This window comes from Rhizobium sp. 01T437 (genome assembly GCF_056398505.1).
The window spans coordinates 81,422-95,277 of sequence record NZ_JBFTPM010000020.1; the positions used below are offsets into that span (position 1 = coordinate 81,422).

Annotated in this window: 13 protein-coding genes; 4 read left to right on the forward strand and 9 right to left on the reverse strand. The window is 60.9% G+C overall.

What is annotated here, in order from left to right:
• Positions 1-45: 45 nt before the first annotated feature.
• The 9 genes from AC1DM5_RS29380 to melA all read right to left on the reverse strand — a co-directional run bounded on the left by AC1DM5_RS29380 (position 46) and on the right by melA (position 9,781).
• Positions 46-1,116, reverse strand: coding sequence for an ABC transporter ATP-binding protein (locus tag AC1DM5_RS29380; protein ID WP_477821201.1), 1,071 nt, complete (start codon positions 1,114-1,116; stop codon positions 46-48).
• A 70-nt stretch (positions 1,117-1,186) separates the two neighbouring features.
• Positions 1,187-2,488 (reverse strand): D-tagatose-bisphosphate aldolase, class II, non-catalytic subunit, encoded by a 1,302-nt coding sequence (locus AC1DM5_RS29385; protein WP_477821202.1) that lies wholly within the window; start codon positions 2,486-2,488, stop codon positions 1,187-1,189.
• Positions 2,485-3,441 (reverse strand): SIS domain-containing protein, encoded by a 957-nt coding sequence (locus tag AC1DM5_RS29390; protein WP_477821203.1) that lies wholly within the window; start codon positions 3,439-3,441, stop codon positions 2,485-2,487. The genes AC1DM5_RS29385 and AC1DM5_RS29390 overlap by 4 nt, the downstream gene beginning before the upstream one ends.
• 11 nt (positions 3,442-3,452) lie before the next feature.
• Positions 3,453-4,310 carry a carbohydrate ABC transporter permease gene (locus AC1DM5_RS29395; RefSeq protein WP_477821204.1) on the reverse strand — a complete coding sequence of 286 codons (858 nt, stop codon included), beginning with the start codon at positions 4,308-4,310 and terminating at the stop codon, positions 3,453-3,455.
• On the reverse strand, positions 4,310-5,227 hold the full coding sequence (locus AC1DM5_RS29400) for a carbohydrate ABC transporter permease (RefSeq protein WP_477821205.1): 918 nt from the start codon (positions 5,225-5,227) through the stop codon (positions 4,310-4,312). Before AC1DM5_RS29400 ends, AC1DM5_RS29395 begins: the two co-directional genes overlap by 1 nt.
• Positions 5,224-6,480 (reverse strand): ABC transporter substrate-binding protein, encoded by a 1,257-nt coding sequence (locus AC1DM5_RS29405; RefSeq protein WP_477821206.1) that lies wholly within the window; start codon positions 6,478-6,480, stop codon positions 5,224-5,226. Before AC1DM5_RS29405 ends, AC1DM5_RS29400 begins: the two co-directional genes overlap by 4 nt.
• 27 nt (positions 6,481-6,507) lie before the next feature.
• Positions 6,508-7,470 (reverse strand): N-acetylglucosamine kinase, encoded by a 963-nt coding sequence (locus AC1DM5_RS29410; protein WP_477821207.1) that lies wholly within the window; start codon positions 7,468-7,470, stop codon positions 6,508-6,510.
• Entirely contained in the window at positions 7,467-8,261 is a 795-nt protein-coding gene (locus AC1DM5_RS29415) for a DeoR/GlpR family DNA-binding transcription regulator (protein WP_477821208.1), read from the reverse strand. Before AC1DM5_RS29415 ends, AC1DM5_RS29410 begins: the two co-directional genes overlap by 4 nt.
• 203 nt (positions 8,262-8,464) lie before the next feature.
• Positions 8,465-9,781, reverse strand: a complete 1,317-nt coding sequence (gene melA, locus AC1DM5_RS29420) for an alpha-galactosidase (protein WP_477821209.1) — start codon at positions 9,779-9,781, stop codon at positions 8,465-8,467.
• A gap of 102 nt (positions 9,782-9,883) precedes the next feature.
• On the opposite strand from melA, the gene AC1DM5_RS29425 reads away from it, so the two are divergent.
• From AC1DM5_RS29425 to AC1DM5_RS29440, 4 genes are all read left to right on the forward strand, one after another.
• On the forward strand, positions 9,884-10,738 hold the full coding sequence (locus tag AC1DM5_RS29425) for a helix-turn-helix domain-containing protein (RefSeq protein WP_477821210.1): 855 nt from the start codon (positions 9,884-9,886) through the stop codon (positions 10,736-10,738).
• A 120-nt stretch (positions 10,739-10,858) separates the two neighbouring features.
• On the forward strand, positions 10,859-11,932 hold the full coding sequence (locus tag AC1DM5_RS29430; protein ID WP_477821211.1) for an Ldh family oxidoreductase: 1,074 nt from the start codon (positions 10,859-10,861) through the stop codon (positions 11,930-11,932).
• Between the two features lie 109 nt (positions 11,933-12,041).
• On the forward strand, positions 12,042-12,800 hold the full coding sequence (locus AC1DM5_RS29435; RefSeq protein ID WP_477821212.1) for a FadR/GntR family transcriptional regulator: 759 nt from the start codon (positions 12,042-12,044) through the stop codon (positions 12,798-12,800).
• 23 nt (positions 12,801-12,823) lie between these two features.
• A complete protein-coding gene (locus AC1DM5_RS29440) occupies positions 12,824-13,798 on the forward strand; it encodes a sialic acid TRAP transporter substrate-binding protein SiaP (protein WP_113184450.1) in 975 nt (324 codons plus the stop codon).
• Positions 13,799-13,856 lie beyond the last annotated feature (58 nt).

The following is a 13,856-nucleotide window of genomic DNA, read 5'->3' on the forward strand; positions in this document are numbered from 1 at the left end:
GCGATCATCGCCGCACCGTTTTCATTCGGTAGCGCAAAGCAGCCGCTAGCCGATCGACAGACGCTTTTCGGTTTTGGCGTCGAAGAGATGCAGTTTGGTGAGATCCGGCATCATTCTGACGGTATCGCCGGCCTGCAGGGAAAGCCGGTCTCGCACCGTCGCCACCAGAGGATCCAATCCAAGCTTCGCGTTAATCTGGGTTTCAGCGCCTGTCGGTTCGATGACCGCCACCTCGGCGCTCACGCCATCCTGGCTGACGATCAGATGCTCCGGACGGATGCCATAGACCACCTCCGCGCCGCGTACTGCCGCAGCAGCCTCCGGCAGCGGCAGGTGCGCGCCTCCGTCGGCGATGAATTCAAGCGGTCCGGACGCGCTGATCCTGCCTTTGATGACATTCATGCCCGGCGAACCGATGAAGCCCGCGACGAAGAGATTGGCCGGCCGGTCGTAGAGATCGAGCGGGGAGCCGATCTGCTCAACATAACCGTCGCGCATGACGACGATCCGGTCGGCCATGGTCATGGCTTCGATCTGATCATGCGTCACATAGATGGTCGTCGTTTTCAGCCGCTGATGCAGCTGCTTGATCTCGGAGCGCATCTGCACGCGAAGCTTGGCATCGAGGTTGGATAGGGGCTCGTCAAAGAGGAAGACTTGCGGCTGGCGGACGATGGCGCGGCCCATGGCAACACGCTGACGCTGACCGCCGGAGAGATTTCTCGGGTAGCGGTCGAGCAGATGTTCGAGGCCAAGGATCTGCGCCGCATCGCGGACACGCGCCTTGATCTGCTCCTTCGGCGCTTTCGCCAGTCGCAACGAAAATCCCATATTCGCTTCGACCGTCATATGCGGATAAAGCGCATATGATTGAAAGACCATGGCAATGTCGCGCTCCTTTGGAGCGACATTGTTGACGACCTTGCTGCCGATCGAGACGTTGCCACCGGAGATTTCCTCAAGCCCTGCGATCATGCGCAGCAAGGTCGACTTGCCGCAGCCGGAAGGGCCGACAAGGATGACGAATTCTCCGTCGCGGATATCGATGTCGACCCCGTGCAATACTTCGAAGTGACCATAGTTCTTGCGGACATTTGCCACATTTACGGACGCCATAACTGTCTCCGGCTGAAAATCTGATTTCGGATCTGTGCTCGCTCGGGCAGAGCGATATGTAGCGCCTCGCTTATCGAGGCGCTGTCGCGGTGGCGTAGGGAGCGAGCGCCCCATCAATAGCGGCAAGACAGAGATCGCGGGCTTTCGGAGCGACACGCTTTTCGACCACATCAGGGTAGAGGCGGGCGAGATGCTGGCTGATCAGCGTTTCCGGGATCTCGTCGGGCAACCGGGCGAGTAGTTCGTCGACTGCTGCTGCAGCACGCGCGTCGGGCCAGTAGTACCGGATGCGGTCGCTGTAGCTGAAATGCCGCTGCAACCGCTGCTCATCAGCCGTACCACCATAGTGGCCAGCCCAGTGGCTGGGCTCGGCGAGCATGATCTCTTCCATCGCCGCCGTGAGCCCGCTGCCTGGCCTACCATCGCCAAGAATACCGGCGATCGCATCGAGGCCGTAGAGCGCCTCCCGCAATGCGAAGGTCAGGCCGGGGCCGACTTTCAGGATCGCAAACCCGCCGTCGACCAGAGCCGAGAGCGCGGCTGCCGGCTGGTAGTCGGTGGAATGGGCCTCGAAAAGCAGTCCCTTCATCCCATCGAGCGCAGAGATGAGCTTTTGCGCGCGCTCGGGCTTGTAGAGCGCAACATTGGCGTTGCCGAACTCGACGCCCGGCTGGACGACAATGGCGATAACGCGCTCCAAAGCTGGATTGACGTCGGCTTCGGCAAATGCCTGACGGTGAACATCAAGCGTCCTCAGAGCCGCTTCCCGCCGCGTGATCTCCAACTCGTCCAGTGCATGGGTCGCACCGCCGGGCGGCGGCACCTCGGTGCCAATGACATAGACCGGCAGACGTCGACCGCTGCGACGGGCAGCCTCTTCGGCAGCTTTCGCCAGACGTGCCGCTCTTGCGGCGGTCAGTTCGTCGGCAAGCGCCACAGGCTCGCCAGCACAGCCCATCGACGTGTCGAGATGCAGTTTTTCGAAACCGGCTTCGACATAGGCCGTCACCATGGCTTCAGCGCGCGCCATCGCATCCTCGGCAGCAAGCTTTCGCCATGGGTTCGGGCCGAGATGGTCGCCGCCGAGAATGATGCGGTTTGCGGGAAAGCCGACCTCTGTCGCGAGGCGCTCGATGAAGGCCCGGAAGTCAACTGGCGTCATGCTCGTATAGCCGCCTTCCTGATTGACCTGATTGCAGGTCGCCTCGATCAGGACGACATCACCCCGCCGGGCCGCGTGTCGCAATGTCGCCTCGATGACCAGCGGATGGGCCGAGCATACAGATGTGATGCCGCGCGGCAGGGGCAGGCCCCTTTCGCCGAACAGTTTCGCCAGGGCGGTCTGGCGGTTTTGATCGATCACGGCGCTCATACGAGTGTGACGACCTTGGTGAGATGACGCGGCGAGACGGTATCAATCTGTCTTGCTTGCGCTGCGCGTTCGCCAAGGATCTGCAGCGCCGGCAGGACGACGAGACCGGCAAGCGACAGATCGACATCAACAGGAAGCTCCAGATCGCCGGGGCCGCCGATACCGATCACCACAGCGCCTTTCTCGCGCAATTCGCCGACGAGCTTGGCCTCGGCTTGTCTCTGGTCCGTGCTGTAGAGCATGATGGCGGCCGTCTTCTCGTCGACGAGGCTGATCGGCCCGTGGCGGTATTCGAGCGGATGAAAGGCCTGAGTCATCAGCTGGCTCATTTCCATCAGCTTGAGCGCCCCTTCGAGCGCGATGCCGAAAAGGGGGCCGCCGCCGAGAAAAACGAAGTGAGAGCGATCCTCGATGATGTCGGGCAGGGCGGCGTCGAGCGTATTCGCGAGCTGACGTGCTGATGCGACGGCCGAAGCGGGTACGGTCTGACCGATCAGTTGCAGGCTGAGCAACACCATGAGGCTTGCCGAAACCGTCATGACGATGCCTTCCTCAGGATGGGTCGGAGAGCAGATCAGCTGGTCACAGTTCTTGGCGAGTGCGCTTTCGGGCTCTACCGTCACGGCGGTCACGAAGGCGCCGGCAGCACGGCTCGCCTTTGCGGCGGCGACCGTTTCCGTCGTTTCGCCGCTGCGCGAGAGCGCGACCACATGGGTCTTCTGCCATTCCGGCCAGAAGTAAGAAGGCCGGTTCAGCCATTCCGCGCCCGGAACGGCGATTGCCTTGCGCTTGAGGCTGTTGGCATAGGCGGCCAGAGACAAAGCGAGGTTGAAGGAGGTGCCGCAGCCGACGAAGACGAGGAGGTCGTCCGCCTTGCCGCTTGCCATATTCGAGCCGATGGCTTTTTCCCAATAGGGGAACTGCTCGAAGATTACCTTTTCGGTCGTGTTCATGATGTCTCCGATTATTTGACCGAACCAGCCAGCAGACCGCTGACGAGGTACCGGTTGAGGAAGATGACGACCAGGGCAGGGATGACGATCGCAATCGATCCGCTTGCCGTGATCAGCCCGTAGTCGATGAAGTTCTTGGTGACGAATTCGGGAATGAGAACCGTCAGTGGTTTCGTCGCCTGCGGTGAGAAGATGAGGGGAACAAGGTACTGGCCCCACGCCCCAAGGAAGGTGAGGATGGCGGCCGCCGTCAGACCGGGTCCGGCGAGTGGCAGCACGATGTGGAAGAAGATGAATAGGCGACCCGCGCCATCAAGCTGTGCCGCCTCTTCGAGCGCGATTGGAAGCTGCTCGAAGACGCTGCGCAACAGCCAGAGGGAGAGCGGCAGATAGGCTGAGACATAGATCAGCGAGACCCCGGTATAGGTGTCGACCAGATGCATCCCGATCATGATCTGATAGAGCGGGATCAGCACCGCATAGGCAGGGATGGCCAGCGTCGCGACGACAGCGCCAAACAGAAGCTGACGCCCGGGAAAGCGCATCCGGGTGAAGGCATAGGCGCCGAGTGCCGAGATCGCGACGCAGAGAGCCGTGGCGGCGGCAGACGTGATCACGCTGTTGAGCAGCGCTGCACGGAACTGCTTCCATACTTCCACCCCGCCGATCCGCGCAATGTTGATTCCGAGCAGGCGCGAATAATGGTCGAGCGTGAAATGCTGCGGGAAGAAATGGATCGGCCGCGTGGAAAAATCTTCCGTCGGCGTCACGGAACTTGCGATCGTCCAGTAGATCGGGCCGAGCGACCAGATCAGCAGCACCGCAAGACCGGCCCAAATCATCAGGCGATAGAGAATGGTTGGTTTCATCAGTCGAACCGTGTGTTGCGATAGACGCGGAGGACGTAGACGAGCGAGACGAGCAGCGACACCAGCGTAATGACGACCGACAGCGCCATCCCGTAGGAGAAGCGAAGGTTCTGGAACGTCTCGAGATAGATCTGCACGAGGATCGGCCGCGTTTCGAGGCTCGATCCGGCCAGCACCCAGGCCTCGTCGAAAAGGTTGAAGGCATTGACCGTCGCGTTCGTCATGGCAACGGCGATGGCGCTGCGCACCAGCGGAAGCGTGACCAGGCTGAACATCTGCACGCGCGTCGCACCGTCGATGCGGGCAGCCTCGTAGAGATGCGCCGGGATGCTCCGCATGGCGGCAAGCACGATGACGATCGTCAGCGGCATCATGCGCCAGACATGCACGACGGTGACCGCGATGATCGCGCTCGTCCGGTCGTTGAACCAGACATGATTTTCGAAAGGCAGGCCAAGTGCGACGAGGATGCCGTTCAACAGGCCGGCGCCGGGCTGATAGATCCATAGCCAGATGACGGAGTTGACGACACCGGGGAGCGCCCAGGGCAGGATGACGGCCGCAAGCACCCACTGGCGCCCGACCTTCATCTGATTGATGAGCGCTGCGGCAAGCACGCCGAAGATGGTTTCGGCAGCGACGGCGAGAACGACGTAGATGAGGGTATTCGTCCAGGTCGTCGCCAGCTGTCCATCCGACAGCATGCGTATGTAATTTTCCAATCCGACAAAGGGCGTTCCGGCCTGCATCGGATTGACCCGGTGCAGCGAGTCCCAGACCGTCCGTCCCATCGGATAGAAGACCAGAGCTGCCATCGTCACGAGGATCGGCAGCACCAGCAGCAGTCCGAGCATGGTGTCGGCGTTGAGGCCGACACTACGCTTGGCTGCGACACCTTCAGCGGTGGCTGTTGTCATTGCGCCATCGCCTGCTTGGCTGCATCGGCGATGCTCTGCATGGCCTGATCAACGGTGACCTGCTCCTTTGCCGCGCTGTTGATCGCCGTGTTCACCGCGCTCGAAAACTGCGGATACCACGGCGGCGTTCCCTGCTGGAACAAAGGCTCGACGGTCTTGGACTGTGCGACAAGTGCGTCGCCGCTCGTCAGCTTGCCTTCCGTATTGAGTTCGGCGAGAGCCGAAGTGCGCGTCGGCAGGAAGCCGTTTGCGGCATTCTTCTTCTGGAACTCCTTGCTGGTGAACCACTTGACGAAGGCGACCGCCGCTTCCTTGTTCTGCGAAACGTTCGGAATGGCGAGCGCTTCCGGAAGACCGAAGCTGCGGGTCTGACCACTTTCGGTCGGTACGAGGATCGCTTCCACCTGGCCGGCGACCTTGGACTGCTTCGGGTCGTTCATCTGGCCCAGGCGACCGGGCTCACCCGAGATCATGATGCTGGTCAGCCCCTGGGCAAACATGCTCTCGTTGATCTGGCTGTCCTTGAGGCCCGTCGAGGCCGGATCGACCAGACCGTCCTTCAAGAGCTTCAATTCGAAGGCGAGCGCCTTGTAGCCGGCCGAATCGGGGGTGAGGAAAAGCGGCTTGAAATCCTTGTCGAAGAGTTCGCCGCCGAAGGCCTTGGTCAGCAGATACCAGCTGGTGGAAGCGCCTTCGGTCGCCGAGAGCGGCAGGCCGATTGGATAGGTGGAGATGCCCTTCTCCTTGATCTTCTTTGCGGCCTCGACCAGCGCGTCGAGCGTCTTTGGCATCTCGGTAACGCCGGCGTCCGCGAAATGCTTCTTGTTGACGAGCATGACGCGGAAGTCGTTGGTGTAGGGTACGCCGAGCAACTGACCGTCGACGGTGAAGATCTTGGCGACGCCAATATCATCGACACTATCCTTGTCGATCACGTCGTTCAGCGGCATGTACCAGCCGGCGGCGCTGAACTGACCCGTCCATGACCAGTCGAATTCGGTGACATCGGCCGGTGCCGTGCCGGCGACGAGCGCCGTTACCAGCTTCGGGCGGATATCGTCCCAGGAGAGGGTCTGGAGATCGACATGAATGCCGGTCGCGGCTTCAAAATCGGCCGCAACCGTGGCGCCCTGCGGAGATGGCATCAGCACCGTGATAGACTGGCCGGCAAGTGGCTTGGCGTCGTCCGCCAAGGCAGGCAGGGCGATGGCAAGGGCGGCGGAGGCAAGCAAAGGCAATATCAATTTACGCATGTTCCCATCCTTCTTTATCGTTGACAGTCATTGTCTTGATCGCGCGATCACAGCTTCTGCCGCGACCGCGATTTGCCCGAACCAGCGCTCGTCAAGCGGCCAGTCGAGAAGTTGGGCGGCGGCCAGAAGCGCGCCGCCAATGGGGGGAAGTACGGGTGAAACCGCCCGCCGGCCGATCCGCCGTTCGACGGCTTCAAGCAAAAGACGGCTGGAGAAGGTGCCGCCCGCATAGGTCCAGTCGGCGCCGGTTTCACAATGGCCTGATATCGCCCAATGGTGTTTGGCAAGCTCCTCGGCTGCCTTCTCGATCAGGCCGATTGCGGTTTCGTCACCCTGGCTCGCTGTTTGGTCGACAAGGACGGAGAGCGCTGCAATACCTGCACGTGGACGCTTGAGCCCGCTGATCCAGCCCTCGAGCGCGTTGATCGGATCGGTGATGTCGAGCTGGAGATGGTCATAAATGGCCTTCGCCAGCACGGTCGGTTTGGCACGTCCGTCAAGGCTTTGGCTGATGAGATGCAGAGCTTCGCGGCCGATCCAATAGCTACTGCCCTCGTCGCCGATAACATCGCCCCAGCCGCCTGCGCGTGCGGAGGCGCCCGCGCCATTGCGCGCCCAGGACATGGAACCAGTACCCGACAGAACGAGGATGCCCGGGCGCCCGGCAAAGGCGCCGAGATGGGCGGCGTCGACGTCATTCAGCACGATCCCGCGGATATCCGGAAAGGCGTCGTCAATGCATTGTTCCTGGAGCGCGGAGAGATGCGCTACTTCGCCATAGGCGGGCAGGGCAGCTCCGACGGCGGCCAGTCCTGGCTCATTGCGGAACGGTTCGATATGCCGCTCCAGCTCCTGCCGCCAGTCCGGATTGTCCATCGGATTGACACCACCGCCGAGCGCAGTGCGCAGAATTCGGCCGTCTCTGTCGGCCAGTGTGACGAGCACCTTGCTGCCGCCGCCATCGATGCCGAGGATCAGCTCGTTACTCATTCTTTTGCTCCGAGTTCGGCATAGGTTGCGTCAATACCGAAGTTGGTGAGTTCGGCGCGCCATTGGGGTGTCAGCCCCTTGTCGGTGATGAGCTTTGCGGTGTTCAGCGGCGCGACCTTGTAAGTCGCCATCGTCCCGAATTTCGAGGAATCGGCGAGCACATAGCCGTTGGCAGAGCGGGTGAGCATGCGCCGGTTCAGGCTGGCTTCGGCACTGTCCACGCTGTAGATCGCGCCGTCTGGGCTGATGGCGCTTGCTCCGAGAAACAGCTGATCGAACCAGATCGTTTCGAGCATCGCCTCGGCCTGCGGGCCGACGAGCGAGGCGTTTTCGCTGCGCAGCTGGCCACCGAGAAGCACGACTTCGAGGTTCGGAATGTTGAGAAATTCCTGAGCGACGATCAGGCCGTTGGTGAAGATGCGGAGCGGCATCGGATTGATGCGAATGAGCCGGGCAAGCTGAAGAACCGTCGTGCCAGCGTCGAGGAAGATCGCCGTGCGGGGCAGAAGCAGTTCATAGGCCGCATTGGCGATCGCACGCTTGGCCGAAAGCTGGCGCTTTTCCCGTTCCTGGAAGGCCATTTCGACCGAGGAACCCTCGGCGATGCGGGCACCGCCGTGCACACGGTCAATCGCGCCATCCTGTTCGAGAATTTGCAGGTCGCGCCGCACAGTTGCCAAGGAGGCGCCGACAGCATCGGCCAAGTCCTGAATGGTGGAAAAGCCATTCGCGTAGAGATGGCTGCGGATGGCATCGAGCCGATCAGTCTTCACGCCGCCAGTCTGGTTCACAGATTGTCCCCTGCTGCAATTGTGCTTCTTTGCATCAAAGTTCCCACTCAATACGATCAATGTCAATCAAGATTCTGATCGTTTATGATCTTTTTCATGTTGGCCGATCTGGTAGTGCAGGATCAAAAAGAAAGGCACGCCGTCTCTGATGACGACGTGCCTCTTGGCTGTTGTTTGGTGAGCGAATAGGCCTGTGGCCGATCTCAGCTATATCTGGGCAGGAGGTCGCCGTGGGCCTCGATCAGGTCGTCGACCAGGCCCCAGATCTCGTCCGGCGACAGTTCTGCCGATGTATGCGGATCGAGCAGAGCTGCCTGATAGATGCGGTCGCGTTTTCCCGTCAATGCTGCTTCAACGGTCAGTTCCTGAACCGAGATGCTGAGTTTCATCACAGCGGCGAGCTGCGAGGGGATCCTGCCGATGCGGGTCGGCTGGATGCCGTTCCTGTCCACATGGCAGGGCACTTCCACGATGCATTCGGCCGGAAGGTTCTCGATCAGGCCGTTATTCGGAACATTGCCATAGATCAGCGCCGGATTGCCGGTGACGGCGGCGTGGATGATGCCCGCGGCATATTCGTTGCTGCGGCAGACCTCGATCGGCTTGTCGCCTTCGAGATCCCGGCGCAGCGCATGCCATTCTGAAATCTGCCGCTCGCAGCGGCTGATATACTCGTCGAGCGGGATGTTGAGCTTGTCGATGAGCTCCGGACGGCGGTCCTTGATGTACCAGGACGTATATTCGGAGAAATGCTCGCTGGATTCCGTCACGAAATGACCGAGCCGCTTCAGGACATCGAAACGCACCCGGTCGTCGGACGGCACGCGTCCCTCGCCGGCGAGAGCCTTCAGGCGGGGATAAAGATCTTCGCGTCGGCCATCGGCATGCAGCTTCTCGTATTTCAGGAAGAAGGCGACGTGGTTGATGCCAGCTGAGATGTAGTTGATGTTGGCAATGTCTTCGTCGAGGCAGGAGGCGAGATGGGCGGCGGTATGCTGCACGCTATGGCAAAGTCCAACAGTGCGGATGGAAGGCGCCAGTTCCTTGATAGCCCAGCAATTGATCGCCATCGGGTTCACATATTGCATCAGCAGTGCGTCCGGGCAAACGTCTTCCATATCGCGGCAGATCGCTTCCAGCACCGGAATGGTGCGAAGTCCGCGGAAGATCCCGCCGATGCCGAGCGTATCGGCAATGGTCTGCCGCAGGCCGTATCGCTTCGGCACTTCGAAATCCGTCACAGTAGCCGGCTTGTAGCCGCCGACCTGCATCATCAGAATAACGAAATCCGATCCGCGCAGCGCCTCGCGACGATCGAGGGTGGCCTCTATCTTTACCCTTTGCAGATTGAGCGCCTCGCAGATGCGCCGCGCAACGATCTCCGATGTCTTCAGCCGCTCGGGGTCGATGTCGAAAAGGCTGATCACATAGTCGCTGCCCGAGGGTGTGGACAGCACATCCCCCAGAATGTTCTGCGCAAAAACGGTGCTGCCCGCACCCACGAGGCAAATCTTCGGCATTTCGGTCTCCCACAAATCAAGGTCGCCATAGTCGTGCCTCTTCCAAATCAGAATTTCTTCCTGTTATTGAAGGGAGTATTCCCGGATTGAAGCATTGGACGCATGAAAGACGATCATTTCAACAGGAGCGGCGAGTGGGCGGGGTCGCCGCGGACCTTCCTGATCGAGCGCCACACGGCAGATGCCATGAGCGCTGCGCATTGGCACGACCATGTCGAGATCAACCTGCTTCTCGATGGCGCAATGACCTATCTCTTCAATGGCCGGCAGGAGCGGGTCGAATCCGGGCGTCTCGTGCTCTTCTGGGCGGCCATTCCCCACCAGACGATCTTGGTCACCCCGGAGGCGCCGCTCATCTGCATCTACCTTCCGCTCGTCGACTTTCTCGCGCTCTCCATCGACAAGAAGGAGAGACAGGCAATCATGCAAGGCGCCTTCGTGGTCGAGCCCCGCCGCCGCGAGACGACGCCGCTCACCGTCTCTGCCTGGGTCGAGGAATGGGGCAAGGGCGATCCCGTCCGGCGCCAGTTGATCGCGGACGAGGCTAAGCTCAGGGTGCGCCGGCTCATCCTTGATCACGCCGATGATCGAGGCTCGTCCGTCGCAGCCGCCGCGACGCCGGTAAGCCCCGCCATCCGCCATTCAGAGGTGCTGACCGACCTGATCAACCGGCATTTTTCCGAGCCGCTCAGCCTGGCGGATCTTGGAAAGCGCGCTAACGTGCATCCAACCACCGCCAACCGGGCGTTTCGCGATGTGCTCGGCATTTCCGTAATGGAATATCTGACGCGTTATCGTCTCGCGAGAGCAATGCAGCGGCTGGCTGAGACCGAGGACTCGATCCTGGAGATTGCCCTTGACTGCGGCTTCGGCTCCAGCAGCCGGTTTTACGACATCTTCAAGCAGCGAACCGGCACGACACCCCGGCAGTTCCGCCTGTCGCTCGGCAAGCCGTGACGTTTGCACAAGTCGGACAGGGGTTTGAAAGAAGTGCAGGTTCAGGCGCAGTGCGGCTATCGAATCTTCTCGTCAGCGCGCTAGAGTTTGCAGACGATCCACCCGAACGGATTGAGGCCGATGACGACTGACAGCAAAAACCCCGCTGGCGCCCTGGCGTCCTTGGCAACGATCGAGGATTTCTGCCGAGAGGTCTTTATCGCGGCCGGTGCCGACCAACAGACTGCAGATGCAGCGACACGGGGAATGCTGCATGGTACGCGCTATGGCATCGACAGCCACGGTGTGCGCCTCCTCCCTCATTATCTGAAAGGGTTGACCGAAGGACGCCTCAATCCGCGCCCGCATCTCGCGCTGGTAAACACTTTCGGCGCCGTCGCTTCGCTCGATGCGGATAATGGCCATGGTGCGCTCGCGACCTATACGGCCATGGAGCATGCGACGCGTCTTGCCGGGGAATTCGGGATCGGTGCCGTTGCGATCCGCAATTCCTCGCATTTCGGACCGGCAGGTGCCTATGCGTTCGATGCCGCCCAACGCGGCTTCATCGGCTTTGCCTTCTGCAATTCCGATAGCTTCGTGCGTCTGCACGAAGGCGCCATGCGCTTTCATGGCACCAATCCGATCGCCTGCGCTGTGCCGGTCACGGGAGATAACCCGTGGCTCTTCGACATGGCGACGAGCGCCTTGCCCTATAACCGCGTGCTGCTCTATCGCAGCCTCGGTCGCCAACTGCCGGAAGGAGTCGCCTCTGATGAACGGGGGTATGACACGACCGATCCCGATGTGGCCGACATGCTGGCGCCGCTCGGCGGCGAATTCGGCTTCAAGGGCGCCGGGCTTGCAGGCATTCCCGAGATTCTGAGCGCCGTGCTCACAGGCATGAAGCTGAGTTTCGATATCGCTCCGATGCCCGGGCCAGATTTCTCGACACCGCGCGGGCTGGGTGCCTTCGTCATCGCGCTGAACCCTGCAGCCTTCCTCGATATCGAAATCTTTGACGCTGCCATGAAACGCTACATCGAAACCTTGAGGGCATCTCCGCCGCGTGAAGGCTTCAGGGTGATGGCGCCTGGCGATCGGGAATGGGCTGTTGCCGCCGAGCGGGAAAAACATGGCGTGACGCTGGATCCGGCGACGGTCGAGGCCCTTAGAACCCTTGCGTCCACTTATCAACTGGCCAGCCCGGTCTGAGTGCATGCGTCGGATTGACGCACAACTTCCCCGATGATAGCTTCGGATCAATTGGTCAGGCCAGTTGACCAGTTGTGCGCTTGAGGAGAAGCGTGCCGGGGAGGCCATAATGTTTTCGGCAGTTGAATCACGCCGCCTCTACAGGCAGGTGGCGGACCAGATTCGTATGATGATTATCCGAGGCGAACTCGCCGTCGGCCAGAGGCTGCCTGCCGAGCGCGAGCTTGCGGAGCAGCTTTCGGTTTCGCGCCCCACGCTGCGCGAAGCACTGATCGTGCTGGAAGTCGAGGGATACATCAATATCCGCATGGGCTCCGGCATCTATGTCACGCGCAAACATGCGGCCGAAGCGACCGGCAGCGAGCGCGAACCGGTGGAGGGGCCTTTCGAGCTGCTGCAGGCCCGCGCCATCATCGAATGCGCAATATCAGAGGAGGCCGCAAAAGGCGCCCGCCCTGAGGACATTGCCGTTCTCGATGAGGCGCTGAGAGCGATGAGCGGCGTGGTGGAGGATGCGCGCGCCGTGCTTGTCGCCGACCGCGCCTTTCATATCGGCATCGCCGCAATCGTCGGCAATGCGACCTTGATCCGCGTCACCGGCGAGATGTTCGACATGCGCATGACGCCCTATTTCGAGAAGCTCGCCAGCCATTTCGAAGGACCGGTGTCGTGGCGCAGCGCGCTGGAAGAGCACCGGGCTATCCGCGACGCGATCGCCGCCGGCGATACGGCAGGGGCGAAGGCGGCCATGCGCACGCATCTCACGAATTCACAGAAGAGATTTTCCGAAAGCTTCGGGGAGGAGTTTTCGGGCGAGGAGGGGCGCGGCCACACGGCCGGGCCGAACAAGGGAAAAGCAGCCACTTAACGAAATTTCAGGAGGAGAGAGCGATGAAGTTGAAACTGACGACGATACTCTGCACTGCCGCCGCAATCATGGCGACGACTGCGATCGCACATGCCCAGACGGTGCTGAAATGGGCCCATGTCTACGAGACATCGGAACCTTTCCACACGGATTCCCTCTGGGCCGCGGAAGAGATCAACAAGCGCACCAACGGCCGCTACAAGATCGAGGTCTATCCGGCTTCGCAGCTCGGCAAGGAAGCCGATATCAACCAGGGCCTCAAGCTCGGAACGGTCGACATCATCATTTCCGGATCGAGCTTTGCCGCCCGCGACTATAAGCCGATCGGCGTCACCTATTTTCCTTATATCTTCCGCGGCCCGGAACACCTGATCGCCTACACCAAGAGCGACGTCTTCAAGCGCCTGGCCAAGGGTTATGAGGACAAGACCGGCAACCATATCGCCGCCGTCAGCTATTACGGGACGCGCCATACGACGGCCAACAAGCCCATCGCCAAATGCGCCGACATGCAGGGTCTGAAGATCCGCGTGCCTGATGTTCCGGCCTACCTCGCCATGCCGCGCGCCTGCGGCGCCAACACCACGCCAATCGCCTTTGCCGAGGTCTATCTCGCCTTGCAGAACGGCACGGTCGAGGCCCAGGAAAACCCGCTGACGACGATCGAGGCCAAGAAGTTCTACGAAGTCCAGAAGAACATCATTCTGACCGGCCACATCGTCGATCACTTGAATACGGTGATCTCGAAGACGCTCTGGTCGAACCTTTCGGACGAAGACAAGAAGATCTTCGGCGAAGTCATGCAGGAAGCTGCCGTGCGCACGACCAAGACCATCGAAGGCAGGGAAAACAGCCTGATCACCACCTTCAAGGAGAAGGGCTTGAGCGTCACCGAGGTCGACAAGGCCGATTTCGAGAAGACGGTCGCGGAAAAGGTCAAGTTCGAGGACTTCGGCTACGAAAAGGCCGATTGGGAAGCGATCCGCGCGATCCAGTAAGTGCCCGAGGGCGCGCCGCCTGAGCGCCGCGCGCCCTTCCTTCCCAACCGGAACAAGG

Bases quoted from the DNA above. Each gene is read 5' to 3' on its own strand.
- AC1DM5_RS29380 (WP_477821201.1), bottom strand. From the start codon at position 1,116: ATGGCGTCCGTAAATGTGGCAAATGTCCGCAAGAACTATGGTCACTTC.
- AC1DM5_RS29385 (WP_477821202.1), bottom strand. From the start codon at position 2,488: ATGAGCGCCGTGATCGATCAAAACCGCCAGACCGCCCTGGCGAAACTG.
- AC1DM5_RS29390 (WP_477821203.1), bottom strand. From the start codon at position 3,441: ATGAACACGACCGAAAAGGTAATCTTCGAGCAGTTCCCCTATTGGGAA.
- AC1DM5_RS29395 (WP_477821204.1), bottom strand. From the start codon at position 4,310: ATGAAACCAACCATTCTCTATCGCCTGATGATTTGGGCCGGTCTTGCG.
- AC1DM5_RS29400 (WP_477821205.1), bottom strand. From the start codon at position 5,227: ATGACAACAGCCACCGCTGAAGGTGTCGCAGCCAAGCGTAGTGTCGGC.
- AC1DM5_RS29405 (WP_477821206.1), bottom strand. From the start codon at position 6,480: ATGCGTAAATTGATATTGCCTTTGCTTGCCTCCGCCGCCCTTGCCATC.
- AC1DM5_RS29410 (WP_477821207.1), bottom strand. From the start codon at position 7,470: ATGAGTAACGAGCTGATCCTCGGCATCGATGGCGGCGGCAGCAAGGTG.
- melA (WP_477821209.1), bottom strand. From the start codon at position 9,781: ATGCCGAAGATTTGCCTCGTGGGTGCGGGCAGCACCGTTTTTGCGCAG.
- AC1DM5_RS29425 (WP_477821210.1), top strand. From the start codon at position 9,884: ATGAAAGACGATCATTTCAACAGGAGCGGCGAGTGGGCGGGGTCGCCG.
- AC1DM5_RS29430 (WP_477821211.1), top strand. From the start codon at position 10,859: ATGACGACTGACAGCAAAAACCCCGCTGGCGCCCTGGCGTCCTTGGCA.
- AC1DM5_RS29435 (WP_477821212.1), top strand. From the start codon at position 12,042: ATGTTTTCGGCAGTTGAATCACGCCGCCTCTACAGGCAGGTGGCGGAC.
- AC1DM5_RS29440 (WP_113184450.1), top strand. From the start codon at position 12,824: ATGAAGTTGAAACTGACGACGATACTCTGCACTGCCGCCGCAATCATG.